The organism is Pseudomonas sp. I2, assembly GCF_040984075.1.
GTDB lineage: Bacteria > Pseudomonadota > Gammaproteobacteria > Pseudomonadales > Pseudomonadaceae > Aquipseudomonas > Aquipseudomonas guariconensis_B.
On sequence record NZ_JBCGFQ010000003.1, the window covers coordinates 36,297 to 61,906 of the forward strand.

Annotated in this window: 26 protein-coding genes; 18 read left to right on the forward strand and 8 right to left on the reverse strand. The window is 64.9% G+C overall.

Annotated elements, in window-relative coordinates; translation table 11 throughout:
• Nucleotides 1-30: 30 nt before the first annotated feature.
• From WCE05_RS02275 to WCE05_RS02295, 5 genes are all read left to right on the forward strand, one after another.
• Nucleotides 31-753: a MotA/TolQ/ExbB proton channel family protein gene (locus tag WCE05_RS02275; protein ID WP_225787623.1), complete on the forward strand. Its 723-nt coding sequence runs from the start codon at nt 31-33 to the stop codon at nt 751-753.
• Between the two features lies 1 nt (nt 754).
• On the forward strand, nt 755-1,156 hold the full coding sequence (locus WCE05_RS02280) for a biopolymer transporter ExbD (protein ID WP_253090970.1): 402 nt from the start codon (nt 755-757) through the stop codon (nt 1,154-1,156).
• Between the two features lie 181 nt (nt 1,157-1,337).
• Nucleotides 1,338-1,919, forward strand: coding sequence for an alpha/beta hydrolase (locus WCE05_RS02285; protein ID WP_225787621.1), 582 nt, complete (start codon nt 1,338-1,340; stop codon nt 1,917-1,919).
• Between the two features lie 64 nt (nt 1,920-1,983).
• A complete protein-coding gene (locus WCE05_RS02290) occupies nt 1,984-2,931 on the forward strand; it encodes a sigma 54-interacting transcriptional regulator (protein WP_253079839.1) in 948 nt (315 codons plus the stop codon).
• A gap of 184 nt (nt 2,932-3,115) precedes the next feature.
• Nucleotides 3,116-3,901 (forward strand): MetQ/NlpA family ABC transporter substrate-binding protein, encoded by a 786-nt coding sequence (locus tag WCE05_RS02295; protein ID WP_225787619.1) that lies wholly within the window; start codon nt 3,116-3,118, stop codon nt 3,899-3,901.
• 418 nt (nt 3,902-4,319) lie between these two features.
• Here WCE05_RS02295 and WCE05_RS02300 read toward each other — a convergent pair whose 3' ends face one another.
• Nucleotides 4,320-5,138 (reverse strand): alpha/beta fold hydrolase, encoded by an 819-nt coding sequence (locus WCE05_RS02300; protein ID WP_225787618.1) that lies wholly within the window; start codon nt 5,136-5,138, stop codon nt 4,320-4,322.
• A 108-nt stretch (nt 5,139-5,246) separates the two neighbouring features.
• Nucleotides 5,247-7,628, reverse strand: coding sequence for a penicillin acylase family protein (locus WCE05_RS02305; RefSeq protein WP_368815383.1), 2,382 nt, complete (start codon nt 7,626-7,628; stop codon nt 5,247-5,249).
• Nucleotides 7,629-7,713: 85 nt separating this feature from the next.
• Here WCE05_RS02305 and WCE05_RS02310 point away from each other — a divergent pair, with 85 nt between their 5' ends.
• Nucleotides 7,714-8,280 (forward strand): sugar O-acetyltransferase, encoded by a 567-nt coding sequence (locus WCE05_RS02310; protein ID WP_368815384.1) that lies wholly within the window; start codon nt 7,714-7,716, stop codon nt 8,278-8,280.
• On the opposite strand, the gene WCE05_RS02315 is transcribed toward WCE05_RS02310, so the two are convergent.
• Entirely contained in the window at nt 8,259-8,828 is a 570-nt protein-coding gene (locus tag WCE05_RS02315) for a DUF6436 domain-containing protein (RefSeq protein ID WP_225787615.1), read from the reverse strand. The two genes, WCE05_RS02310 and WCE05_RS02315, sit on opposite strands and share 22 nt — an antisense overlap.
• 118 nt (nt 8,829-8,946) lie before the next feature.
• On the opposite strand from WCE05_RS02315, the gene WCE05_RS02320 reads away from it, so the two are divergent.
• A complete protein-coding gene (locus WCE05_RS02320; protein WP_225787614.1) occupies nt 8,947-9,873 on the forward strand; it encodes an alpha/beta hydrolase in 927 nt (308 codons plus the stop codon).
• Here the strand turns inward: WCE05_RS02320 and WCE05_RS02325 are convergent, their stop codons facing one another.
• Nucleotides 9,874-10,626 (reverse strand): DUF2059 domain-containing protein, encoded by a 753-nt coding sequence (locus WCE05_RS02325; protein WP_225787613.1) that lies wholly within the window; start codon nt 10,624-10,626, stop codon nt 9,874-9,876.
• A 113-nt stretch (nt 10,627-10,739) separates the two neighbouring features.
• Here WCE05_RS02325 and WCE05_RS02330 point away from each other — a divergent pair, with 113 nt between their 5' ends.
• Nucleotides 10,740-11,360 carry a 2OG-Fe(II) oxygenase gene (locus WCE05_RS02330; RefSeq protein ID WP_225787612.1) on the forward strand — a complete coding sequence of 207 codons (621 nt, stop codon included), beginning with the start codon at nt 10,740-10,742 and terminating at the stop codon, nt 11,358-11,360.
• Nucleotides 11,350-11,850, forward strand: coding sequence for a DUF523 domain-containing protein (locus WCE05_RS02335; protein ID WP_253079871.1), 501 nt, complete (start codon nt 11,350-11,352; stop codon nt 11,848-11,850). Before WCE05_RS02330 ends, WCE05_RS02335 begins: the two co-directional genes overlap by 11 nt.
• A gap of 41 nt (nt 11,851-11,891) precedes the next feature.
• Here the strand turns inward: WCE05_RS02335 and WCE05_RS02340 are convergent, their stop codons facing one another.
• The gene (locus tag WCE05_RS02340) at nt 11,892-12,374 is read right to left on the reverse strand and encodes a transporter substrate-binding domain-containing protein (RefSeq protein ID WP_253079841.1); all 483 of its coding nucleotides are present in this window, start codon (nt 12,372-12,374) and stop codon (nt 11,892-11,894) included.
• 204 nt (nt 12,375-12,578) lie between these two features.
• Between WCE05_RS02340 and WCE05_RS02345 the strand changes: the two genes are divergently transcribed.
• Complete coding sequence (locus WCE05_RS02345; protein WP_225787610.1) at nt 12,579-13,055, forward strand: DUF4399 domain-containing protein; 477 nt, start codon at nt 12,579-12,581, stop codon at nt 13,053-13,055.
• Between the two features lie 107 nt (nt 13,056-13,162).
• Here WCE05_RS02345 and serA read toward each other — a convergent pair whose 3' ends face one another.
• The gene (gene serA / locus WCE05_RS02350; RefSeq protein WP_225787609.1) at nt 13,163-14,392 is read right to left on the reverse strand and encodes a phosphoglycerate dehydrogenase; all 1,230 of its coding nucleotides are present in this window, start codon (nt 14,390-14,392) and stop codon (nt 13,163-13,165) included.
• Between the two features lie 169 nt (nt 14,393-14,561).
• Between serA and WCE05_RS02355 the strand changes: the two genes are divergently transcribed.
• From WCE05_RS02355 to WCE05_RS02370, 4 genes are all read left to right on the forward strand, one after another.
• Nucleotides 14,562-15,959 (forward strand): FAD-binding oxidoreductase, encoded by a 1,398-nt coding sequence (locus WCE05_RS02355; RefSeq protein WP_225787608.1) that lies wholly within the window; start codon nt 14,562-14,564, stop codon nt 15,957-15,959.
• Nucleotides 15,960-15,979: 20 nt separating this feature from the next.
• Nucleotides 15,980-16,645, forward strand: a complete 666-nt coding sequence (locus WCE05_RS02360) for a fumarylacetoacetate hydrolase family protein (RefSeq protein WP_225787607.1) — start codon at nt 15,980-15,982, stop codon at nt 16,643-16,645.
• Between the two features lie 156 nt (nt 16,646-16,801).
• Entirely contained in the window at nt 16,802-17,728 is a 927-nt protein-coding gene (locus WCE05_RS02365; protein WP_368815385.1) for an SdiA-regulated domain-containing protein, read from the forward strand.
• An 89-nt stretch (nt 17,729-17,817) separates the two neighbouring features.
• Nucleotides 17,818-18,729: an SdiA-regulated domain-containing protein gene (locus WCE05_RS02370; RefSeq protein WP_225787605.1), complete on the forward strand. Its 912-nt coding sequence runs from the start codon at nt 17,818-17,820 to the stop codon at nt 18,727-18,729.
• Between the two features lie 132 nt (nt 18,730-18,861).
• Here WCE05_RS02370 and rpiA read toward each other — a convergent pair whose 3' ends face one another.
• A complete protein-coding gene (gene rpiA, locus WCE05_RS02375; protein ID WP_225787604.1) occupies nt 18,862-19,536 on the reverse strand; it encodes a ribose-5-phosphate isomerase RpiA in 675 nt (224 codons plus the stop codon).
• 134 nt (nt 19,537-19,670) lie between these two features.
• Between rpiA and ilvA the strand changes: the two genes are divergently transcribed.
• The 4 genes from ilvA to ptsP all read left to right on the forward strand — a co-directional run bounded on the left by ilvA (nt 19,671) and on the right by ptsP (nt 24,633).
• Nucleotides 19,671-21,185, forward strand: coding sequence for a threonine ammonia-lyase, biosynthetic (gene ilvA, locus WCE05_RS02380; protein ID WP_225787603.1), 1,515 nt, complete (start codon nt 19,671-19,673; stop codon nt 21,183-21,185).
• Between the two features lie 38 nt (nt 21,186-21,223).
• Nucleotides 21,224-21,649 (forward strand): DUF2269 domain-containing protein, encoded by a 426-nt coding sequence (locus WCE05_RS02385; protein WP_253079844.1) that lies wholly within the window; start codon nt 21,224-21,226, stop codon nt 21,647-21,649.
• A gap of 202 nt (nt 21,650-21,851) precedes the next feature.
• Nucleotides 21,852-22,331, forward strand: coding sequence for an RNA pyrophosphohydrolase (locus WCE05_RS02390; protein WP_225787601.1), 480 nt, complete (start codon nt 21,852-21,854; stop codon nt 22,329-22,331).
• 22 nt (nt 22,332-22,353) lie between these two features.
• On the forward strand, nt 22,354-24,633 hold the full coding sequence (ptsP, locus tag WCE05_RS02395) for a phosphoenolpyruvate--protein phosphotransferase (RefSeq protein ID WP_225787600.1): 2,280 nt from the start codon (nt 22,354-22,356) through the stop codon (nt 24,631-24,633).
• Nucleotides 24,634-24,736: 103 nt separating this feature from the next.
• On the opposite strand, the gene WCE05_RS02400 is transcribed toward ptsP, so the two are convergent.
• Complete coding sequence (locus tag WCE05_RS02400; RefSeq protein ID WP_368815386.1) at nt 24,737-25,483, reverse strand: NRDE family protein; 747 nt, start codon at nt 25,481-25,483, stop codon at nt 24,737-24,739.
• Between the last annotated feature and the right edge of the window lie 127 nt (nt 25,484-25,610).

Here is a 25,610-nt window from a genome sequence, read left to right on the forward strand (position 1 = left end):
TCCCTCGGCCGAACATAGGAAGACATCATCATGAGCCTGTTGGCATCCCCCCTCGAATCCGTTGAAAGCGCAGTCATCTGGCTGCTGGTCGGCTTCTCCGTCGTCACTTGGGCGTTGGCCCTGGTCAAGGTGGCGCAGTTCGTGCGCCTGAAGAACCAGGACAGGCGCTTCCATGCGCAGTTCTGGGCGGCCTCCAGCCTGGACTCGGCTGCGCCGACCAGTCATGAACTGCCAGGCCCTGCCGCCCGTGTGGCCCAGGCCGGCTACGCTGCCATCGCCGTTGGCGAGCCGGGCCAGGCCAACGACCTGAGCCACGCCATCAATCACCAGGACCGCCTCGAGCGTGCCCTGCGCCAGCAGATCGTTCGCGAGCGTCGCTCTCTGGAGACTGGCCTGGCGGTGGTTGCCAGTATCGGCAGCACCTCGCCCTTCATCGGCCTGTTCGGCACCGTGTGGGGCATCATGGAAGCGCTCAAGGGCATCAGCGCGGCAGGCTCGGCCAGCCTGGAGACCGTCGCCGGCCCGATCGGCGCAGCCTTGGTGGCCACGGGCGTGGGGATCGCCGTCGCGGTGCCGGCGGTGCTGGTCTACAACTACTTCCTCCGGCGCCTCAAGCTGACCGCTGCCGACCTCGACGACTTCGCCCACGACTTCTACAGCCTGGCCCAGAAGAGCGCCTTCCGCGTGCTGGTGCACCCGACCGCGCACAAGCCCCAGGCCGGTTTCACCCAGCCGGTGAAGGAGGCCTCCTGACATGGCGTTCTCGACCCAGGACAGCGACGAAGTCCTCAGTGAAATCAACGTCACGCCGCTGGTGGATGTCATGCTGGTGTTGCTGGTGGTGTTCATCGTCACGGCGCCACTGCTGACCAACGCTATCCCCATCAACCTGCCCAAGACCGAGGCCGTGGCGCCGGTGGAGCAGAAGGACCCGCTGGTGGTGAGCATCGACGGCGATGGCAAGTTGTTCATCAACAAGGACGAGATCCAGCCCGACCTGTTGGAAACCCACCTCAAGGCCGCCAAGGACAAGGACGCCGAGCTGCGTGTGCAGCTGCAGGCCGATGACGGCGTGAACTACGGCGAGGTGGCGCGGGCGATGGCGGCCATCGAACGCGCCGGGATCACCAAGCTGGCGGTGATTACCGCGCGCTGATCCGCCCACCCCTCTTCAGGCAAGTGCTTCAGGGCCATATCTCTTGGCAGGGGATGGCCCTTCTTTTTTAGCTGCAAGCTTTCAGATAAAAAGTTATTAATAAATATCTTATTATTCCTTTACGAATATATTCGCCTCCCTATACTGGTCCCAAGCACGCAAACTTCCAGGAGGCGTCCCCATGCGCAATGAGTCGATTCGTTACCTGATTGTGCCGGGCTGGCAAGGATCGCCAGACAACCATTGGCAGAGTCACTGGCAGCGTACGTTGCCCAACAGTGCGCGCGTCGAGCAGCAGGACTGGCTGACACCGCAGCGGCACGACTGGGTGCAGGCGTTGGAGCAGGCGATTGCCGCCGAACGCTCGCCAGTGATCCTCATCGCCCATAGCCTGGGCTGCGTCACCGTTGCCCATTGGGCTGCCCAGGCCTCCCCAGCCTTGTTGCGCCGTGTACGCGGGGCCTTGCTGGTGGCGCCGGCGGATGTCGAGCGGCCAACCTGCGCGCCGGCCCTGCGCAACTTCGCACCTATTCCGCTGCAGGCCTTGCCGTTCCCCTGCCAGGTGGTCAGTTCCGATAACGATCCGGCAGTGAGCGTACCGCGGGCGCTTTACCTGGCCCGGGCCTGGGGCGCCGAGGCGGGGCTGCTGGCCAACGCTGGGCATATCAACGTCAAGTCCGGCCACGAACGCTGGGAGCAGGGCTTCGCCTACCTCTATCGCCTGCAGGGTCGGATCGAACAGCGCGCGCTGCGTCGCGCCTGATCCGGCGATTATCCATCGAATGCCTTGACGCCCGGCCGGCAACGGCCCTGGGCGGGAGTTCGTCATGACATTTCACAACACCTTCGGCCAGCCCTTGCTGACCTTTCCTGAACTGGATAAAAGCCCCCTGAGCATCCGTGCCAAGGCGCTGGTGTTCATCGATCCGCGCTCGCAGCAACTGCGCGAGGCCCTCGAGCACCTGGCGCCGCAGCCATTGCCGGTGCTGATCCGCGGCGAGACCGGCACCGGCAAGGAGCTGCTGGCCCGCCAGGTGCATCGCGCCAGCGACCGCAGCGGGTTGTTCGTCTCGGTGAGTTGCGCGGCGATCAGCCCGACCTATGCCGACGCCGAACTGTTCGGCTACAGCGCCGGAACCCACGGCGGTACTGCCAGCAGCCGGGCTGGCTGGTTCGGCTCGGCCAATGGCGGCACCCTGTACCTGGACGAGATCGCCGACCTGCCACTGGTGATCCAGGGCAAGCTGCTGGCGGCGCTGGAAAACCGTGAAGTCACCCGGGTAGGCGCCCAGCGTCCGCAGCCGGTGGATGTACGGCTGGTCGCCGCCACCAGCATCGACCTGGCCCAGGCCGTGCGTGCCGGGCGTTTCAACGAGCGACTATACCTCTACCTGCGCGAAGGCGAACTGGAACTGCCGGCCCTGCGCGAGCGGGTGGGCGACATCCTGCCTTTGGCCGAATACTTCGTCGGCATCTACAGTGCGCGCCTGGGCCGCGCGGTGCCGTTGATCAGCGAGCCGGCCCAGCAGGCCCTGGAAGCCCATGCCTGGCCAGGCAATACCCGCGAGCTGGAAAACGTCATCCATTTCGCCCTGCTGGTGAGCGACGGCGAGCAGATCCTGCCCGAGCACCTGGACCTGCCGGACACAACGCCCTTGGCCAGCCTGGCCGGCCAACTGGCGCAACTGGGGCGCAGCCGCGAACCGGAAACCCTGGCGACCCTGCGCCAGATCCTGCTGGCATCCCTGGCCAGCCTGGAGGAACCCGCGCGCTAGAGCGGCGCGAAGTCGGTCATAAGCAAAAGCCGTAATGGCTTTTTGTTTTTGGAATAAGCAGCTAAGCAAAAGATATTGTTACGGAATAAAAATTCCCGGTATCGTCCGCTTCACGCTCCTGCAGATAGCGGTGAGCAACCGACTTCGCCATCCCCGATGGCCCCAGCTTGATACAAGGATCGCCATGAAGAAAACCCTGCTGACCACCGCCCTGGCTGCCGCCCTGTCGTTGACTGGCCTGGCCCAGGCGGCCGAGAAACTGGTGGTGGCTGCCACCCCCGTACCCCACGCCGAGATCCTCGAGCTGATCAAGCCGACCCTGGCCAAGGAAGGGGTGGACCTGCAAGTGAAGGTCTTCACCGATTACGTCCAGCCCAACGTGCAAGTCGACCAGAAGCGCCTGGACGCCAACTACTTCCAGACCTTGCCGTACCTGAAGAACTTCAACGAGGGCAAGGGCACCCACCTGGAAACCGTGATCGGCGTGCACGTCGAGCCTTTCGGTGGCTACTCGAAGAAGGTCAAGAGCCTGGACGAGCTGAAGGAAGGCGCCACCGTCGCCATCCCCAACGAAGGCAGCAACAGTGGCCGTGCCCTGCTGCTCCTGCAGAAGGCTGGCCTGATCACCCTGAAGGATCCGAAGAATGCCCTGGCCACGCCCAAGGACATCGCCGAGAACCCGAAGAAGCTGAAGTTCCGCGAGCTGGAATCGGCCATGCTGCCGCGCGTGCTGGACCAGGTCGACCTGGACATGATCAACACCAACTACGCACTCGAAGCCGGCCTGAACCCGGCCAAGGATGCCCTGGTGATCGAAGGCAGCGACTCGCCTTACGTGAACTTCCTGGTGGCCCGCCCGGACAACAAGGACAGCGACGCCATCCAGAAGCTGGCCAAGGCGCTGACCAGTCCGCAAGTGAAGGCATTCATCGAGAAGAAGTACAGCGGTGCGGTACTGCCGGCGTTCTGATCGCCACGGCATTGCCCATCAAAGAACGCCGACGCATTTGCGTCGGCGTTTTCGTTTGTGCGGTGCACAGAACAGCAGGGCTGCAACGCAGCCCCAGTTCAGCGCTGCTCCCCAAGGGCCTTGCGCAAGGCCAGCAACCACTGGAGTTGTTCGTTCGAAGCCGGTGTGCTGGGGCTGTTCATCGCTATCGTCCTGGTTGCTCTTGGATGGGCCATGCAGGCCACAGTTCGAAAACTGTTTGAGGCGGCTTTTGCAGGAAAAATCCCGAGCAAACAAAGGAAATTTGCGGTTACCCGTCGGTGCAGGCGCTCGACATGCATATGCAAGGAATTGAGCGAGGGTACCAAGCCTGGGAGCGTAGGGCCGGAGACAGGGGATGTTCCCCGGGGGCTGCAAAGCAGCCCCAGTGGATCAACCGCTAGCGATTGCGTGGCAACCAGTTCAGCAGGAAATCACTCACGACCTGCGGGTTCTCCAGGCAGGAGATATGCCCGGCGCATGGAATTTGCGCCGCCAGGCAATCGATGAGCCGCGCCATCTCGTTGGACTCATGCGCCGGCCTTGGAATGTCCTGGTCGCCGCAGAGCACGATGGTACGCTCGGCCGCTAGCTCGCCCAAGCGAGACAACAGGTCCGGGCGCCCGAAGATCACCCGGCCCAGCGGATCGAGGCTGTTGCGGATGGCTTCGGCGCTACTGGCCTTGAGCTCGGCACGGAAGCGTTCGCGGATGTGTGGAACGGTCTGCCCACCGGCATGGAAGAAGATCGGCACGATGATGTCGAGCAACTGATCGGTGAACTCACCCGCCGCGCTGGCCATGTCGAGCAGCGCGAAGTACTTCTGCCGGGTCTCCTCCGGTTCGGCACCCAGGTAGGTGTCCATCAGCACCAGTCGATCGATCCGCTCGGCATGTTCGATGGCCAATGGCGCGCCCCACATGCCGCCGACCGACAGGCCCACCAGGTGGCATCGCTGGATGTCCAACGCATCGAGGAAGGCCACGTGCTGACGGGTGAGCGCGCTCATGTCGGTGGTCGTGGCCGGTGGCGCCTCCGAGTCGCCATGGCCCCAGAGTTCAGGCACCAGGACCCGGAAGTGCTTTGACAGTTGTTCGATCTGCGGCGCCCACATGGCGGCCGACCACAGGTAGCTGTGGCCTAGCACCACGGGGAAGCCTTGGCCTTGGTCGACGTAGCTCATCCTGGCTCCGTCGATTTCTACGAATTGCTTGCGCATGGACGCTTCCTTACCGAGAGAGGGGAAGAAGGAAAAGTAGCCGTACCGCTGCGCCACGGCTACTGGTAGAAATGACAGTCATCGTCAGGCGATTCCCAGGGTAAGGCTTCACTGCCCGGACGCCGCCCCTGCCGTCGGCACCAGCCGCAAGGTGCTGTGCGCCGGGATCGGCCCCAGTCGGGCCTTGTGGTAACGCCCTTCGATGTAGGCCTCGGCCTGGTCGTCGTAGTGCCTGTCGAAGGGCACACCGCTTTGCCCGACCGGGTTGATGGTCAGTGCCTGGCCTGCGTCGGCGAAGTCGATCAGGCGGCGGGTCGAGGGGCCATAGTTGACCGGCCAGGGCGCCGGGCCGATCTTCGCCGACAGGTTGTTCGGCACCTCGTGGGTGCCCGGCGCGGCGAAGGTGCCGACGTTGAACAATAGGTGCAGTGGCTTCTTCGCCCCCAGCGGGTGATTGTGGGTGAGGGTATGCGCCTTGCCCCACTGCCAACGGGTCGGGTCCTTGCCCATGCTGTCGCGCAGGTGGGCGAGGCTGCGTTGCCAGGCCAGGCGCACGATGGCCTGGCGATCGCTTCGCTCGTTGGCGCCCCGCAGGTTCCACCAGGGCGAATCCGGGTTGGCGGCCAGCCTCGGCAGGGCGGCATCGATGGCACGGGTGCCGATCAACACCGGGAACCAGGTATCGCCCAGCTCATCGTGCAGGGCGGCGAACGCCAGCTCGTAGAGGAACTGGTTGAACAGTGTGGCGCTGGTGGAGTCCAGTGGATAGTCGCCGCGCCAGGCTGCCAGTTGCTCGACCAGCTCGCGCTCCTCGTCGTTCGCGGCGACCGTGCGCAGGGTGCCGAGCAGTGGTGCCAGGGTGCGGGGGCCATAGTCGGTGGCGGTATCCAGTTGCAGGGCCTGGCTGTTCTGCGTGTCCCATTTCACTTGCGGGTCGGCCAGGTGACGATCGAGCTGGCGGCCACGGTCGGGCAGGTTGTAGTAGCCCGGCACCGGGATCACGGCTGGCGGCTGGTAGTTGGCCGAGACGATATAGCCACTGGCTGGGTTCTCCTGCTGCGGATTGACGCTGAACGGGTAGAAACCGAGCTTGTCGGCCTGGGCGCTGCTGCCGTCGAGGATGAACGCCGGATCGACCCCATCGGGGCGGATCGGCAGTTGCGCCGCGGCCCACCAGCCGATGTCGCCCTGGGCGTTGGCCCAGACCAGGTTGAGCCCAGGTGCCTGGATCTTCGCCGCGGCCTCGCGCATCTTGTCCAGGGTGTCGGCGCGGTTGAGCTGGTGGAAGCCGTCCAGGATCGGGTTCTCGGTTTCCAGGAATGCCCACCACATGGCGATCGGCGTGGGGCCGGCCGTCTCGCCGAGCACCTCGTTGACGACAGGGCCATGGGGCGAGCGGCGCAGGGTGATGCTGACCGGCGCCTCGCCCTTTACCGCGATTCGTTGCGTGGTCTTTTCCAGCGTTCGCCATTGGCCATCGACCCTGACTTGGTCGGGGTCCTGTGGATTGACCTGTTCCGCGACCAGGTCGACGTCGTCGTTCTGGAACATGGTCAGGCTCCAGCCGAAGTCACGGTTGTGGCCCAGCAGGGCGAAGGGGTTGAGGGCCTGGAAGTAGCCATACAGCTCGAAGCCCGGCGCCGACAGCTCGGCCTCGTACCACACCGCCGGCACGGCGAAGCTGATGTGTGGGTCGCCAGCCAGCAGGGGCTTGCCGCTGCGGGTCCGGCTGCCGGCCACCGCCCAGGCGTTGCTGCCTTCGAACTGGGGCAGGGCGGCATTGCCCAGGGCTTCGTGGCTCAGGCGTGCCAGGTGCTCGAGGCTGCGCCAGTCGGCATCGGCCAGGGGCGTGGAGAGGGCGCCGTCGGGTTGCCAGCCGAGGTCGAAGATCTCCAGGTATTCAGGGCCCAAGCGGTCACGGATGTAGGTCAGTGCAGGCTCGGTGCGAAAGGCCGCGGCGAAGCTGTAGGCCAGGTAGCCGGCGATGCTCAGGGTGTCCTCGGCGGTGAAAGGGCGCGGGGCGATGCCCAAAAGATCGAACTCCGCGGGCTTGGGGTGGCTGGCCTGCCAGGCGTTGACGCCCTCCAGGTAGGCCTGCAGGGCGAGCCAGGCGGGGGATTGCCGGTCCTGGCGCGCCAGCATGCGTTCGGCCTGCTCACCGATGCGCAGGCTGCGGAACAGGGTATCGGTGGGCAACAGCGTGCTGCCGAGGATCTCGGCCAGCTCGCCCCGGGCCAGGCGGCGCATGATCTCCATCTGGAACAAGCGATCCTGGGCGTGCACGTAGCCCAGGGCGCGGTACAGGTCAGGTTCGTTGCGTGCCTGGATATGCGGCACGCCGCGATCGTCGTAGCGCACGCTGACCGGCGCTTGCAGCCCCGCCAGCGCCACCTCGCCATCCCGCTGTGGCAGCTTGCCCTGCACGTACCAGTAACCGGTGCCGGCGGCCACGGCGATCACCACCGCCAGCAGGGTCAGGCTGCGCTTCATTGAAACTCCTTGTGCATTCGGGCAGAAATTGTGGTCCGATCATCGGCGCAATCGCGAACTGAGACTAGTCCTGAAAGGAGTTTGCATGGCTCTCAGCGAAAAACAGAAGATGCTCAGCGGCCAGCTCTATCACGCCGGCTGTCCTGAACTGCAGGCCGAACAGATCGCCAACAAGCATTGGATGCACCGTTACAACGCCAGCGTCGAGCTGCTCAACGACGCGCGCCATGGCCTGTTGGTCGAGCATTTCGCCCAGGTTGGCGAAGGGGCGGTGATCCGCCCGCCATTCTATTGCGACTACGGCTACAACATCAGTGTCGGTGCCAACACCTTCATGAACTTCAACTGCGTGATCCTCGACGTGCTGCCCGTGCGCATCGGTGCCGACTGCCAGATCGGTCCGGCCGTACAGATCTACACCGCCGATCACCCGCTCGACCCTGAGGTACGCCGCACAGGGTTGGAAAGCGGGCGGCCGGTCACGATCGGCGACAACGTCTGGATCGGTGGCGGGGCGATCATCCTGCCGGGTGTGACCATCGGCGACAACGCGGTGGTCGGCGCAGGGAGCGTGGTCACTCGCGATGTGCCGGCCGGGGCGGTCGTGGTGGGCAACCCCGCACGGGTGCGTCAGCCGGCCCAGGGGCAGTAGCAGCCCACCGCCAGGGTGTTGGAGGCATTGACCTGGCGGCCGTCGATGAGCGCCTTGAGGATTGGCTCGACGAAGCTGTTGCTGGCATTGCACACGGCACCCTCGCTGTAGGGGCCGAAGTAGGCCAGGCGACCCTGGTGGTCCCAGATGGCCACGGCGGGGCTGGCGGGCAGGCGCTCGCTGCCGGGCAGTTGCGTCAGGGGCTGCAAGGCGCCCAGGTCGGCCGGTGGTTGGCCATGGCTGCCGGGCTTGGACAGCACGTGGAAGGTGACACCCTGGGCGGCGAAGCGTTCGACCAACTCGCCCAGGTGCTGCTGGTTGCCGACGTTGCACGGGCAGCCTGGGTCCCAGAAGTGCACCACGCGGATCGGGCCTGGGCCGGCCAGCTCGGCGGGCAGGCGCAATTGGCTGCCGTCGAACAGCGTGGCCTGGCTGTCGAAAGGGCGCAGGTAGCGGGACTGGAAGCTGTCGTAGGCCCACCAGAGGGCGGCGGCGCAGAGCAGAACGGCGAGCAGGGTCAGCAGTCGTTTGAGGGGTCGTGGAGCCATGAGTTGTCCGCAAGGGCCTGGGGCCCGGCCTGTCTTGCCCGTTGCAAAGGTGCTCCAGCTTGCCACGACGAGGCCCAGAGCTGAATATCGCAGATCAATACTCGCTCCGGATGTACCGATGCCCGCCTCATTCCACCCCGATCTGCTGCGCGCCAGCCTGTCTCCCCTCGCGCATCGCCAACCCCTGTCGGCCCAGGCCGGCGACTACCAGCGCTACTACGGCCTGGACCTGCCGGCACAGAGCTGGCTGGGCAGCTTCCGGGCCGCGGGGTTCGAGCTGGTCGGGCAAGTCTGGTTGCCTGAGGCGCCGGTGGCGACCTTGTTCCTGCTGCACGGTTACTACGATCACATGGGCCTGTACCGTCATGTGATCGAGTGGGCCTTGCAGCAAGGTTTCGCGGTAATCAGCTGCGACCTGCCAGGCCATGGGCTGTCCAGCGGCGAGCGTGCCAGCATCGCCGACTTCGGCCTCTACCAGCAGACGCTCGATGCCCTGTTCGAACAGGCACGCGACCTCGACCTGCCACGCCCCTGGCACCTGTGCGGGCAGAGTACCGGCGGCGCGATCGCGGTGGATCATCTCCTGCACCGTGGCGAACAGAGCCCGGTCGATGGCCAGGTGATCCTGCTGGCCCCCTTGGTGCGGCCACGGGCCTGGTACTGGTCGAAATTCAGCTATTGCGTGCTGCGCCACTTCGTCAATGGCATCGAGCGGCGTTTCACCGACAACAGCAGCGACCCGGCCTTCCTGCCCTTCCTCGAGGCCGACCCGCTGCAGCCCAGGCGCCTGCCGACCGCCTGGGTCGGGGCGCTGGTGGCCTGGGTCAAGCGTATCGAGGCGGCGCCGCATAGCCTGCGCCGGCCTTTGATCGTGCAAGGGGAAGCGGACGCCACGGTGGACTGGCCCTACAACCTCAAGGTACTCAAGGCCAAGTTCGCCGAACCGCAGATCCTCATGCTGCCCGAGGCACGCCACCATCTGGCCAACGAGCTGCCGGGCATCCGCCAGCGCTACTTCAGTTTCATCGACCAGCGCCTGGGCTGATCACTGCAGGTCGGCGGTGCTCTGGCCTACCGCCAGGCCTGCGCGTACCGCCGCCAGGGCCGCCTTGTAGTAGGCCTGGCCCTCCGTGGATTCGGCAAAGGTGGCGAACGCCTCCAGCTCGGTATCGGACAGATCCCGGTAGACGTACAGCAGGGTATTGTTCAGGTCTTCGCCGATCTGCTGCATCAAGCGCTGACGCTGGCCATCGAGCAGGCCCTGGGCCTGGCCTGCGCCGAACAGGCCGGGGATCATCGAGCTGAGACTGTCGGCCGCCACGCCGGCGATCGCCAGGCTGACCTCGGCACCGGCTTCGCGGGCCGGCAGGGCCTGGGCCAGGTGACCGATGATCAGCAGGCGGTCGTCGCTGGCCTGGACCTTCGGCAGCCCCTTGGCGTGCTTGGCCAGTTGGTCCTTGCGGGTGGCCAGCAGCTCGGCGGCCACCACCTTGCGGCCGAGCGGCGACTGGAAGAACGCCAGGGCGGGCGTGGGATTCGCCAGGTTGGCGCGCAGTTGCGCCTGGGCGCGACGGTCCATGGCCTGGGGCTGGAAGCGTTGGTTGCTGTTGCTGACCAGCGCCTGGTAGACCGCAGGTGGCAGGCTGTTGCGGTAGCGCTGCTGGGCGGCGTTCACGGCATCGATGAAATGGGCGCGCTGGTCGGGCCAGCCGGCGGCCTTGTACAACTGGTCGAGGGTGTCTGCCCAGACAGGCATGGTGCAGATCATCAGCAGAAGCAGGGAAAACAAGCGGCGCATTCAGGACTCCTGTCGGCAGGTCGCTATTGTCCTTGGCGTGGCGGGGCTTTGTCGAGACGCAATGGCGACCGTCGGCCAAGTGGCGCTGGAGGGCTTCGGGGCGAGTGGCTATCATGCGCGCCATGCACACTTCATCCGAACATCCCCTGCGTTGGGCCATCGTCGACGACCTGGCGTCCCGTGGCTGGAGCCGGCAGGACGCCGTCCTGCCGCCAGGCCTGCTGCGCCAGCTTGCCGCCGAGTGCCGTCAACGCGAACTGAGCCCGGCCAGCGTCGGCCGTGGCGCCGGCCAGGAGGTCCGCGAAGCGATCCGTGGCGACCGCATCCAGTGGCTCGAAGCGGGCCAGTCCGAGGCCTGCGACCAGTATCTGGCGGCCATGGACGATCTGCGTCAGGCGCTGAACCAGGGCCTGTACCTGGGCCTGGAGGACTTCGAGTGCCATTTCGCCCTGTACCCACCGGGTGCGTTCTACCGTCGGCACCTGGACCGCTTCCGCGATGACGACCGACGCACCGTTTCGGCGATCCTCTACCTCAACGAAGACTGGCAGCCCGAGGACGGTGGCCAGTTGCGCATGTTCCTCGCCGACGAGGTGGTGCACGACGTGCAGCCGCAGGCCGGGTGCCTGGTGGTGTTCCTCTCCGGCGACATCCCCCACGAAGTCCTGCCGGCCGGGCGTGAGCGCCTGTCGCTGACCGGCTGGTTCCGCCGCCGTGGCAACGATCCGTTCTGACCTGCCGAAGGTCCTGGTCAGCGCGTGCCTGCTGGGCCAGCCGGTGCGCTACGACGGGCGTGACAGTGGCCATCCGGGCCTGCTGCAACGCTGGCAGGCCGAGGGGCGCGTGGTGCCGCTCTGCCCGGAGGTGGCGGGCGGCTTGCCGACGCCGCGTCCGCCTGCGGAGATTCTGGGCGGGCAGGGCGCGCAAGTGCTGGAGGGGCAGGTACAGGTGCTGACGGTCGGTGGCGAGGATGTCAGCGAGGCCTTTCTCGCCGGTGCCCGGCAGGCCCTGGAGCTGGTGCGCCGGTATGGGATCCGGGTGGCGGTGCTCAAGTCCGGCAGTCCGTCCTGTGGCAATCGGCTGACCTACGACGGTAGCTTCAGCGGCGTGAAGGTGGCGGGTGAAGGGGTGACCACGGCGTTGTTGCGACGGGAAGGGGTGCAGGTGTTCAGCGAGCTGGAGCTGGAAGCGGCGCAGCAGGTGCTGGATGGGATAGCCCTGTAGCTGGGGCCGCTTTGCAGCCCCAGCGCTGGAACGCCGAAAGCCTACGGTTCATTCGCTGCCCGCCCCTCGAGCCACTTCTGCTCCAGCGCCGCCAGCCGTCCATCCGCCTCGATCCGCTGCAGGGCGTTGTTCACCGCGCTCTCGAAGGCCGGGTTGTCTTTCTGGAAAGGAATCACCAGGCTCTCGCGGCCATAGGGCTGGCTGAGGTCCAGTGCGCCGTCGGTTTTCTGTTCGGCGCCTGTCTGGTTGAGGGCGATGTCGTACTTGCCGTTCTCCACGCCCGGCAGCATGTCATCGGCGGTCGTTTCGATGAACTCCACGCGCACGTCCAGCTCGTTGGCCAGGGCCTGGCCAAGCTCGATCTCGAAACCGGTCAGGTGCTCGTTTTCCCTGTAGGCATAGGGCGGCGTGTCGGCCTGTACGGCAATGCGCAGCTCGCCCCGGTCATTGACCTCGTCTATCAGTTCGGCCTGGGCCAATGGGCTGATCAGTGCTGCCAGCAGTACGCCAATGGTCAAACGCATGGATGCTCCCTTTCCTGTGCGGTGGGTGAATGGCCTTCGCCGCGACGCAGGCTATGACCTCGACACCTTGGCGATGTTTAGGCCTTGCGGAAATATTTCTGGCGGCGCCGAAGGACACCTTTGGCCACAATTGGACTATGTTGAACTACCGCTGCCATTCGTTAAACCGGTAGCGGTCAATGAAGTGAATCACAGGAGAAGTGAATGAACAGCCTATTTTCGCGTGCTGCCGTTGCCGGCCTGCTGATGGGGGCGTCGGTGTTCGCCAGCGCCGCGGATGCCCTGAAGAGCCAGGAGCCGCCGGAGGGCGCCAAGGTCTTCATCGTTTCCCCCGCCGACGGTGCGACGGTCGAGAAGACCTTCACGGTCAAGTTCGGTATCGAGGGCATGGACCTCAAGCCTGCGGGTGATGCGACCCCTCATACTGGCCACCATCACCTGCTGGTGGACGTGAACGAGGCGCCTGCCGCCGACCAGCCGTTGCCCACCAGCCTGATGCCGGAGAACAACCAGCCGCTGCCGGCTGGTCCGCAAGTGCTGCACTTCGGCAAGGCGCAGACCGAAGCGACCATCACCCTGGCGCCGGGCAAGCACACCCTGCAATTGGTGCTGGGTGACCTGTACCACGTGCCGTTCAAGCCGAGCGTGGAATCGCAGAAGATCACCGTCGACGTCAAGTAGCCTCAACGGCACAAGGCCGCCCCGCAGGCCCACCGCTCTCTCGAAATGGGCGATGGATCTGCAGGGGCGGCCTTGTGCCGTGATGGGCCGCGTGGCAGCCCTTGGGATCAGAACAGTACGCGGGAGCGGATGGTGCCCTTGACGTGCTGGAGTTTCTCCTGGGCCAGATCGGAGTACTCGGCATCCACGTCGATGACCACGTAACCCACTTTCTCGTCGGTCTGCAGGAACTGGCCGGAGATGTTGATGCCGTTTTCGGCGAACACCTTGTTGATTTCGCTGAGCACGCCCGGGATGTTCTGGTGGATGTGCAGCAGGCGGTGCTTGCCCGGGTGCGCCGGCAGGGCCACTTCCGGGAAGTTGACCGACGATACCGAGGTACCGTTGTCGCTGTACTTGACCAGCTTCTCGGCCACTTCCAGGCCGATGTTGGCCTGGGCCTCGGCGGTGGAACCACCGATGTGCGGGGTCAGGATCACGTTGTCCAGGCCACGCAGTGGGCTTTCGAACTGCTCGTCGTTGGAGCGCGGCTCGACCGGGAATACGTCGATGGCAGCGCCGATCAGGTGCTTGTCCTTGATCGCGGCGGCCAGGTGGTCCAGCTCGACTACGGTGCCACGGGCGGCGTTGATGAGGATCGAGCCCTTCTTCATCGCGCGGATTTCCTTCTCGCCGATCATCCACTGGGTGGAGGGCAGCTCAGGCACGTGCAGCGAGACGATGTCGGCCAGGCCCAGCAGTTCGTGCAGGCTGGTCACCTGGGTGGCGTTGCCCAGCGGCAGCTTGGTCAGCGGGTCGTAGAAGTAGACCTGCATACCCAGGCTTTCGGCCAGGACCGACAGTTGGGTGCCGATCGAGCCGTAGCCGACGATGCCCAGCTTCTTGCCACGGATCTCGAAGGAGTTGGCCGCGCTCTTGATCCAGCCGCCACGGTGGCAGGAGGCGTTCTTCTCGGGGATGCCGCGCAGCAGCAGGATGGCTTCGGCCAGCACCAGCTCGGCGACGGAGCGGGTGTTGGAGTAGGGCGCGTTGAACACGGCGATGCCGCGCTCGCGGGCCGCGTTGAGGTCGACCTGGTTGGTACCGATGCAGAAGCAGCCGACCGCGACCAGTTTCTTCGCGCAGTCGAAGATCTCTTCAGTCAGTTGGGTGCGCGAGCGGATGCCGATGAAATGGGCATCGGCGATCTTTTCCTTCAGCTCGGCTTCCGGCAAGGAACCAGTGAGGTACTCGATGTTGGTGTACCCGGCAGCCTTGAGGGTATCGACCGCATTCTGGTGGACACCTTCAAGAAGAAGGAACCTGATCTTGCTCTTTTCGAGAGAAGTCTTGCTCATCTGCGTAAACCTGTATCCCGGAGAAAAAATGGCAGGGGGTGAAGCGGCGCGGCGTCGGCCTTAGCACGAACAGCGGGAGGGCTATGCTAGCATACGCGACACAATCTGAGCTTATCCCGACAGGTGAAGAGTGCTCAGGGTGACTATGAATAGTTCGAGAGTTCTACCGATGACCCAAGCCGCGGTACTTGATGAGCTGATGACCCTGGTCGACCCTGGCAAGGTCCTCACCGACCCGGCCTCGCTGGAGGCCTACGGCAAGGATTGGACCAAGCATTTTCCGCCCGCACCCAGCGCCATCGTCTTCCCCAAGACCATCGAGCAGGTGCAGGCCATCGTCCTGTGGGCCAACCGGCACAGGGTGGCGCTGGTGCCTTCGGGCGGGCGCACCGGCCTGTCGGGAGCCGCGGTCGCCGCCCATGGCGAGGTGGTGGTGGCCTTCGACTACATGAACCGGATCCTCGACTTCAACGCCTTCGACCGCACCGTGGTGTGCGAGCCGGGCGTGGTCACCCGCCAGTTGCAGCAGTTCGCCGAGGACAACGGCCTTTATTACCCAGTGGATTTCGCCTCGTCCGGTTCCAGCCAGATCGGCGGCAACATCGGCACCAATGCCGGTGGGATCAAGGTCATTCGCTATGGCATGACCCGCAACTGGGTCGCCGGCCTCAAGGTGGTGACCGGCAAGGGCGAACTGCTGGAGCTGAACAAGGACCTGATCAAGAACGCCACCGGCTACGACCTGCGCCAGCTGTTCATCGGCGCCGAGGGCACCCTGGGCTTCGTGGTCGAGGCGACCATGCGCCTGGAGCGCACCCCGCGCAACCTCACCGCCATGGTGCTGGGCACGCCGGACTTCGACTCGATCATGCCGGTATTGCATGCATTCCAGGGCCGGCTCGACCTGACCGCCTTCGAGTTCTTCTCCGACAAGGCCCTGGCCAAGGTCATGGGCCGCGGCGACGTGCCGCCGCCATTCGACACCGCCTGCCCGTTCTACGCCTTGCTGGAGTTCGAGGCCAGCACCGAGCAGGTGGCCAATGAAGCCCTCGCCACCTTCGAGCACTGCGTCGAGCAGGGCTGGGTGCTCGACGGCGTCATGAGCCAGAGCGAGACCCAGCTGAAGAACCTGTGGAAGCTGCGCGAGTACATCTCCGAGACCATCTCCCACTGGACGCCCTACAAGAACGACATTTCAGTCACCGTGTCCAAGGTGCCGGCGTTCCTGCGCGACATCGATGCTATCGTCGGCGAGCACTACCCGGACTTCGAGGTGGTCTGGTACGGCCACATCGGCGACGGCAACCTGCACCTGAACATCCTCAAGCCCGACGACATGGCCAGGGACGAGTTCTTCGCCCGCTGCGCGACGGTCAACAAATGGGTGTTCGAGATCGTCGAGCGCTACAACGGTTCGATCTCCGCCGAGCACGGCGTGGGCATGACCAAGCGCGACTACCTGGGCTATAGCCGTTCACCGGCGGAAATCGCCTGCATGAAGGCGATAAAGACGGTATTCGACCCGAACGGCATCATGAATCCGGGTAAGATCTTCGCTCCTGAATAAAAAGCAGTGAGGAGTCGGCCATGAGTTACCAGCACCAGTACCTAGACGGCACACGCATCCACTTCCCCCTGGGCAAGGTGGTGTGCATTGGCCGCAACTATGCCGAACATGCCAAGGAGCTGGACAACCCCATTCCCAGCGAGCCGCTGCTGTTCATCAAGCCGGGTAGTTGCGTGGTGCCCCTGGACGATGGCTTCAAGATCCCGACCGACCGGGGCGCGGTGCACTACGAGGCGGAAATCGCCGTGCTGCTGGGCAAGCCGCTGTCCACGCACCCGACCGAAGAGGAAGTGCGCGATGCCATCTCCGGCTTCGCCCCGGCGCTGGACCTGACCTTGCGCGAGGTCCAGGCCAAGCTCAAGGAAAAGGGCCTGCCCTGGGAGCTGGCCAAGAGTTTCGATGGCGCCTGTGTGTTGCCGCCTTTCGTGGTCGCCGACTGCTTCGAGGACCTGGCCGACATCGGCATCCGCCTGTCGATCAACGGTGAAGTCCGCCAGGATGGCAACAGCGCGATGATGCTCAACCCTATCGTGCCGATCATCCAGCACATCGCCGCGCACTTTTCCCTGCAGCCGGGCGACGTGATCCTCACCGGTACCCCGGCCGGCGTCGGCCCACTGAATGTGGGCGATGAGCTGGTGCTGGAACTTCCGGGCGCGAGCCGGTTCGAAAGCCGCGTGCTCTGATCTTGTGGCGACGGCAGCCCTAGGGCTGCCATCGTGCGCCGTGCCCGCCTGGCGGTGTTTTGCCGTTTTTTTCACAAATGATCCGGATAATGCACGCGATAACGTCCATTCGCCGGTGTTAGGGAGAACTCGGCCAGCCTCCAGGAACTACCTTAAATGGCATTTTCTTCCAGTGCTTCCCTTCCTCCGCTGCGCAAGCGTGGCGTTCTCCTGCGTTGGCAATTCTGGCTGCTCCTGGCCGTGGTGGTGGGCTATGGCTTGTCCGTGGCCATGCACTGGGACGATCGTGGCCTGCTGTGGGTGCAGGAACGTTTCGAAAGCACGCTCGAGCGCCGCGAAAGCGTGTGGCTGCCGGACTACGTGGCGGACATCGACGCCAAGGTCCTGCCGGGGATGGAAGACGACGAGGCCTCCGACCTGGCCTTCAACCCGCATACCCGTACCCTGTTCGCGGTCATGGGCAAGAACCCCTTCCTGGTCGAGCTGAGCCTCGACGGCGATGTGCTGCGCAAGATGCCGCTGGTCGGCTGGAGCAATCCGGAAGGGGTCGCCGTCATGCAAGACGGGCAACTGGCGATCGTCGATGAGCGTGAGCACGACCTCACCCTGGTGACGGTGGATGCCCACACCACGTCGCTGAAGTACGCCGATTTCCAGCACTACGACCTGGGCGAGTCGGTGAAGAGCAACAAAGGGTTCGAAGCGGTCGCCTGGGACCCGCAGCAGCGGCGCCTGGTGATCGGCGAGGAGCGGCCGCCGAAGCTGTTCACCTGGGGTGTGGATGAGCGTGGTGCGCTCAAGGGCGAGAAACAGGTGCTGCCCAATGACGAGCTCGACCTGCGCAATCTTTCTGCCTTGAGCGTCGATCCGCGCACGGGCCACCTGCTGGTGTTGTCGGCCGATTCCAACATGCTGCTGGAGCTGGACGAGAAGGGCGAGCAAGTCAGCTTCATGACGGTGCTGGGTGGCTTCAACGGCCTTAAGGACACTATCCCACGGGCCGAGGGCGTCGCCATGGACGACCGCGGCAACCTGTACATGGTGAGCGAACCCGATCTTTTCTATCGTTTCAGGAAGCACTGACGCCATCATCCGGTTTTCGATGCTGGCATTTAAGCTTTACTTCAGCTGTTCGTGGTTAGATTCGTGCCTCCTTTGTCGAGTCTGCCTTCATGCGCCGTCCATCACGTCTTACCCGGTTGGTTGTTTTCCTGGCCCTGGCCGTACTGCTTCTGCTGGGCGTGGCGGCCCATGAGTTTCGCTTGTTCGAGCGCGGCTGGTTCAATCTCAAGACCTGGTGGCAGCCTGCCGAGCAGAGCATCGGTCTGGATCGCTATCGCGCGGTGATCCAGGCCCAGCCCATAGAAGGGCTGGACGACGATATCTCGGCGCTGACCTACGACCCTGATCGCAAGACCCTGTTCACCGTTACCAACCAGCGCGCGGAGCTGATCGAGCTGTCGCTGGACGGGCGCATCCTGCGCCGGGTGCCGCTGACGGGGTTTGGCGACCCGGAGGCGGTGGAGTATGTCGGACCCAACAGCTACGTGATCACCGATGAGCGCCAGCAGCGGTTGATCCGAGTGCATCTGGACGACGACACCCTGTTTCTCGACGCCAAGGATGCCGAGCAACTGACCCTCGCTATCGGTCGCAGCGGCAACAAGGGCTTCGAGGGCCTGGCCTACGATTCGGCGGGCAAGCGCCTGTTCGTGGCCAAGGAGCGCGACCCGATGATGATCTACGAGATCCATGGTTTTCCCCACGACAATGCCGGGCAGCCCTATGCCGTGCACGTGGTGCAGGACCGCAAGCGTGATTCGCGGCTGTTCGTGCGGGACCTGTCGAGCCTGCAGTTCGACGAGCGCAGCGGGCACCTGCTGGCGCTGTCGGACGAGTCTCGGCTGGTGGTGGAACTGGATGTGAAGGGCAAACCGTTGAGCACCCTGTCGCTGAACAAGGGGTTCCAGGGCTTGGAGCGCAGCGTGCCGCAGGCGGAGGGGATCGCCATGGACGATGCCGGGACCATCTACCTGGTCAGTGAACCGAACCTGTTCTACGTGTTCCGCCAGCCGGCCGATTGAGGCGGAGCCTGGGTTGGCCAATTCGCCGGAAGCCCCCACAGGTCCCTGCTAAATCAATGAGTTAGCGTTTGTTCTATGAGAGGCGGCTTGCCGGCGATGGGCTGCAAGGCAGCCCTAATTCAAGTGACTGGCTTACTCGGCCGTGAGGGTCTTCACGCCTTCGGCGGTGCCCAGCAGCAACAGGTCGGCCGGCCGTGCCGCGAACAGGCCATTGGTCACCACGCCGACGATGGCGTTGATCTGGCGCTCCAGGCCTACCGGGTCGGTGATCTGCAGGTTGTGCACATCGAGGATGACGTTGCCGTTGTCGGTCACCACGCCTTCGCGGTACACAGGATCACCCCCCAGCTTGACCAGTTGGCGCGCCACATGGCTGCGGGCCATCGGGATTACCTCGACCGGCAGCGGGAAGGCGCCCAGTACCGGGACCAGCTTGCTGGCATCGGCGATGCAGATGAAGGTCTTGGCCACCGCCGCGACGATCTTCTCGCGGGTCAGGGCCGCGCCGCCCCCCTTGATCAGGTTCAGGTGCGCGTCGCTTTCGTCGGCGCCATCGACGTAGAACTCCAGCTCGCTGACGCTGTTCAGCTCGTAGACCGGGATGCCATGGCCCTTCAGGCGTTCGGCGGTGGCCTCGGAGCTGGCGACCGCGCCGTCGAAGGCGGTCTTGTGCTTGGCCAGGGCGTCGATGAAGAAGTTGGCGGTCGAACCGGTACCGACGCCGACGACGCTTTTCTCATCCAGCTTGGGCAGAATGAAGTCGACGGCGGCCTGGGCGACGGCCTGTTTGAGTTGGTCCTGGGTCATGCGGGCTCCGGGAGGGGCGGGGGCGGTTGGAAATTCGCCTAGTATAACGGCTCGTGCGGCTTTGCTGTGGTCGCCCGACGCAGCGCTGGGGTAGACTCCCAGGCCTTGTCCCGCGGCCCAGTGATGCTTTCCCGATGCTCGAACAGTACGTCAAGAAGATCCTCACCTCGCGCGTCTACGACGTCGCTGTCGAAACCCCGCTGCAAAGCGCCAGCCAGCTGAGCAAGCGGCTGGGCAACCAGGTCTTGCTCAAGCGCGAGGACCTGCAGCCGGTGTTTTCCTTCAAGATCCGCGGGGCCTACAACAAGCTGGCGCAACTGAGCCCGGAGGAACTGGCCCGCGGCGTGGTCACCGCGTCGGCTGGCAACCATGCCCAGGGCGTGGCCCTGGCGGCGCGCGAGCTGGGTATCAAGGCGACCATCGTGATGCCCAAGACCACCCCGGAGATCAAGATCGAGGGCGTTCGCTCCCGGGGCGGCAAGGTGGTGCTGCATGGCGACTCCTTCCCCGAGGCGCTGGCCTACTCGCTGAAGCTGGTCGAGGAAAAGGGCTACGTCTATATCCATCCCTATGACGATCCACACACCATCGCCGGGCAGGGCACCGTGGCCATGGAAATCCTGCGCCAGCACCCGGGCCGATTGGACGCGATCTTCGTGCCGGTCGGCGGTGGCGGCCTGATCGCCGGTATCGCCGCCTATGTGAAGTACCTGCGCCCGGACATCAAGATCATCGGCGTCGAGCCGGACGACTCCAACTGCCTGCAGGCCGCCATGGCTGCCGGCGAGCGCGTGGTGCTGCCGCAGGTGGGGCTGTTCGCCGATGGCGTGGCGGTGGCGCAGATCGGCCAGCACACCTTCGACATCTGCAGGCACCATGTGGACGAGGTGGTGACCGTCAGTACCGACGAGATCTGCGCGGCAATCAAGGATATCTACGACGATACCCGCTCGATCACCGAACCTGCCGGCGCCTTGGGCGTGGCCGGCATCAAGCGCTACGTCGAGCTCCACGGCGTGACGGGGCAGACCCTGGTGGCCATCGACTCGGGGGCCAACGTCAACTTCGACCGCCTGCGCCACGTGGCCGAGCGCGCCGAGCTGGGCGAAAAGCGCGAAGCGATCATCGCCGTGACCATCCCCGAGCGCCCGGGCAGCTTCAAGGCCTTCTGCGAGGCCATCGGCAAGCGCCAGATCACCGAGTTCAACTACCGCTACCACGCCGACAAGGAGGCGCATATCTTCGTCGGCGTGCAGACCCACCCGGAAACCGACCCGCGGGCGGCGCTGGTGCAGCACCTGATCGATCAGGGTTTCCCCGTCACCGACCTGACCGACAACGAACTGGCCAAGCTGCACATCCGCCATATGGTCGGCGGCCACTCCGCCAGCGTCAGCGACGAAATCGTGCTGCGCTTCGAGTTCCCCGAGCGGCCGGGTGCGCTGTTCAACTTCCTCAACAAGCTGGGCGGGCGCTGGAACATCTCCATGTTCCACTACCGCAACCACGGCGCGGCCGATGGCCGTGTGGTCGCGGGCCTGCAGGTGCCGGACGACGAACGCCACCTGGTACCGGCGGCCCTGGCCAAGATCGGCTATCCATACTGGGACGAGACCGACAACCCGGCTTATACGCTGTTCCTGGGTTGAGTAGCTAAGCTTGGCGTAACGCTCAAGGACGTGAAGACATGGAATACCTGACCACGCTCAAGACCCTGCATATTCTCAGCACCGTGCTGCTGCTCCTCGGTGGCCTGGGGCTGGCCGTCTGGACCTGGCGTGCGCGCCGGCGCGGCGATGTCGAGGCCTATGGCAAGTTGCTGCGCCGGCCGTTGTTGTTCGTCTGGTTGGTGATGGGGGTGTGCCTGGTGAGCATGCCGTTCACCGGCTGGTGGCTGGTGCACCTGATCGGCTGGCCCCTGGGGCAGACCTGGGTGTTGGCGTCCAGCGTCATCTACACCCTCGGAGCCTTCAGCGCCTGGTGGTTGTTGGTGCGGCTGAACCGGCTGCGCAAGGCTGAGCCTACCGGGTTGCGCTTCACCTTGGCGCTGGCGGTGTTCAGCGGGGTGTGCTTCCTCTCCATCGCCGGGCTGATGGGCGCCAAGCCGGTCTAGATCCTTGGGGCTGCCAGGCCGCCCCAAGGCCATGCTTGATGATCCGATGCCCCAGACACATTCCGGCCACCTGTTCGGCATCCCGGGGATGCCCGTGCAACACCGACCTTCCACCTCGCCGCACATAAGCTCGGCGGGCGCGTTGCTGCGCTCGTGAGCTTTGTGGAACAATGCGTTGACATGCGTTTGCGAGGTTGCTGCCGTGATCGACCCGGATGGTTTTCGCCCCAATGTCGGGATCATTCTCACGAATGATGCCGGGCAGGTGCTATGGGCTCGGCGGATCAACCAGGATGCCTGGCAATTTCCCCAGGGTGGCATCAACCCTGACGAGACGCCGGAAGACGCCCTGTACCGCGAGCTGAACGAAGAAGTTGGCCTGGAACGCGAGGATGTGGAAATACTTGCCTGCACCCGTGGCTGGTTGCGTTATCGTTTACCCCAGCGCCTGGTGCGCACCCACAGCCAGCCGCTGTGCATCGGCCAGAAACAGAAGTGGTTCCTGCTGCGCCTGGTGACCAACGAGCAGCGGGTGCGCATGGACCTGACCGGCAAACCGGAGTTCGACGGCTGGCGCTGGGTCAGCTATTGGTATCCGCTGGGCCAGGTGGTGACCTTCAAGCGCGAGGTGTACCGGCGCGCCCTGAAAGAGCTAGCCCCGCGCCTGCTGACGCGCGACTGAAGACGGAGTCCGACCCCGAGCCATGCTCAATACGCTGCGCAAGATCGTCCAGGAAGTGAACTCCGCCAAAGATCTCAAGACGGCGCTGGGGATCATTGTCTTGCGCGTCAAGGAAGCCATGGGCAGCCAGGTCTGCTCGGTGTACCTGCTCGACCCGGACACCAACCGTTTCGTGCTGATGGCCACCGAGGGCCTGAACAAGCGCTCCATCGGCAAGGTCAGCATGGCCCCCAACGAGGGCCTGGTCGGCCTGGTCGGGACCCGGGAAGAGCCGTTGAACCTGGAGAATGCCGCCGCCCACCCCCGTTACCGCTACTTCGCCGAGACCGGCGAGGAGCGCTTCGCCTCCTTCCTGGGTGCGCCGATCATCCACCACCGCCGTGTGGTCGGGGTGCTGGTCATCCAGCAAAAGGAGCGCCGCCAGTTCGACGAGGGCGAGGAAGCCTTCCTGGTCACCATGAGCGCCCAGCTCGCTGGCGTCATCGCCCATGCCGAGGCCACAGGCTCGATCCGTGGCCTCGGTCGCCAGGGCAAGGGCATCCAGGAGGCGCGCTTCGTCGGCGTGCCGGGCTCGCCGGGCGCGGCCGTCGGGCGGGCCCTGGTCATGCTGCCGCCGGCCGACCTGGAGGTGGTCCCGGACAAGACCGTCGATGACATCGACACCGAACTCAAGCTGTTCAACAACGCCCTCGAGGGTGTGCGTGCCGACATGCGCAAGCTGTCGGCCAAGCTCGCCACCCAGTTGCGCCCGGAAGAACGGGCGCTGTTCGACGTCTACCTGATGATGCTCGACGATGCCGCCCTGGGTGGCGAGGTGATCGAGGTCATCAAGACTGGCCAGTGGGCCCAAGGCGCCCTGCGCCAGGTGGTTGGCGAGCACGTCAACCGCTTCGAGCTGATGGACGACGACTACCTGCGCGAGCGCGCCTCGGACGTCAAGGACCTGGGCCGGCGCCTGCTAGCCTATCTTCAGGAAGCCCGCTCGCTGTCGCTGGTGTACCCGGACAATACCATCCTGGTCAGCGAGGAGCTGACCCCGGCCATGCTCGGCGAGGTGCCGGAAGGCAAGCTGGTGGGCCTGGTCTCGGTGCTCGGCTCGGGCAACTCCCACGTGGCGATCCTGGCCAGGGCCATGGGTATCCCCACGGTCATGGGCGTGGTCGACCTGCCGTATTCGAAGGTCGACGGCATCGAGATGATCGTCGACGGCTACAAGGGCGAGGTGTTCACCAACCCGGGCGAGGTATTGCGCAAGCAGTACAGCGACGTGGTCGAGGAGGAGCGCCAGCTGGCCCAGGGCCTGGACGCCTTGCGCGAGTTGCCGTGCGTCACCCCGGATGGCCATCGCATGCCGCTGTGGGTCAACACCGGCCTGCTCGCTGACGTGGCCCGCGCCCAGCAGCGTGGCGCCGAGGGCGTCGGCTTGTACCGCACCGAAGTGCCGTTCATGATCAACCAGCGCTTCCCCAGCGAAAAGGAGCAGTTGGCGATCTACCGCGAGCAACTGGCGGCGTTCCACCCGTTGCCGGTGACCATGCGCACCCTCGACATCGGCGGCGACAAGGCGCTTTCGTACTTCCCGATCAAGGAAGAGAACCCGTTCCTGGGCTGGCGTGGTATCCGCGTCACCCTCGATCACCCGGAGATATTCCTGGTCCAGACCCGCGCCATGCTCAAGGCCAGCGAGGGGCTGAACAACCTGCGCATCCTGCTGCCGATGATTTCCGGCATCCACGAACTGGAAGAAGCCCTGCACCTGATCCACCGTGCCTGGGGCGAGGTGCGCGACGAGGGCACCGACGTGCCGATGCCGCCGGTCGGGGTGATGGTCGAGATCCCCGCCGCGGTCTACCAGACCCGGGAACTGGCGCGGCAGGTGGACTTCCTCTCGGTCGGTTCCAACGACCTGACCCAGTACCTGCTGGCCGTCGACCGCAACAACCCACGGGTCGCCGACCTGTACGACTACCTTCATCCGGCGGTGCTGCAGGCCCTGTTGACGGTGGTCCGCGAGGCCCACGGCGAAGGCAAGCCGGTGAGCATCTGTGGCGAGATGGCCGGCGACCCGGCGGCGGCCGTGTTGTTGATGGCGATGGGGTTCGACAGCCTGTCGATGAACGCCACCAACCTGCCCAAGGTCAAGTGGATGCTGCGCCAGATCAACATGAGCAAGGCCAAGGAGCTGCTGACCGAAGCCTTGGCCCATGACAACCCGCAGGTCATCCACAGTTCATTGCAACTGGCGCTGAAGAACCTGGGGCTGGCGCGAATGATCGGGCCTGGGGCCAACAAGACGCTGTAGGCATCTTGGGGCATGGGCAAGCCCCAATGCCTGTCAGTCAAGGTTTTTGGGGTCGCTTCGCGCCCCCAAATGGCAGCAGAAAAGCTAACTGACCGACATCGGCTCAGACCAGCAGCTCCACTTCCCCCAGGTGCCCGCCAAAGGGCCCGAAGCTGCGTTCGATGATCCGTCTTTTCCCCTGGTCATCGACGATCAACACGGTACTGGCCCGCGTCCCATAGTTCTGGCTGGCGATGAACACGCTCGACAACAGCTTCTCCGTGGCCAGGCCCACCCCGGTTTCCGGCAATTCCGTCTCCGCTGCAGGCTCAGCATCGGCCAGCAATGCCAGCAGCCGCTGCGGCTCGGGCGACCCGAGCAAGCCCTCCAGCCCGCTGCGTGTCTTGAGCAGCTTGGGCCACGGCGTATCCAGCCCGGCATTGGACAGCCCGTACACCCCAGGGCCCAACAAGCGCGGCGCGGCCTCGCGGGCATTCAGGTAACCCAGGCGTTCGCCATCGCCCACCAGCAGGTTGAAGCCGGAATACTGGGTGCTGCGGCTGGCCACCTGATCGAGATACGCCTCCATGCCCGAGTCGCCGCGCAGGTAGCCCGCCACCAGCTCGCCCCGTGAACGAGGCCCCGGGGGCGAACTGGGGTCACGAATGTTGGTCAGGGCGGCGAAGCGCCCGCCGGGCCCGACGCCGAGCCAGGTCCCGCCGGCCTCCAGATCGCGTCCGGCATGTACGCCCGGGGCGTCCTCCCAGGCGGCCAGGGCCTGGGTCGGCCGGGCATAGAACTCGTCACGGTTGGCCGCGACGATCAGCGGCAGGGCATGCCCTGGCCGCCAGGCGAATACGATCAGGCACATGGCATGGCCTCGTTGTTTTCCGACACTCTACCCATTGCGCCTGCCTCTATCCATCATCTGACACAGACTTCACTAGAGCCCTGGGGTCGGCTTCCGTTACCATGCCGGATTGTTTTCCTGGGGGGGC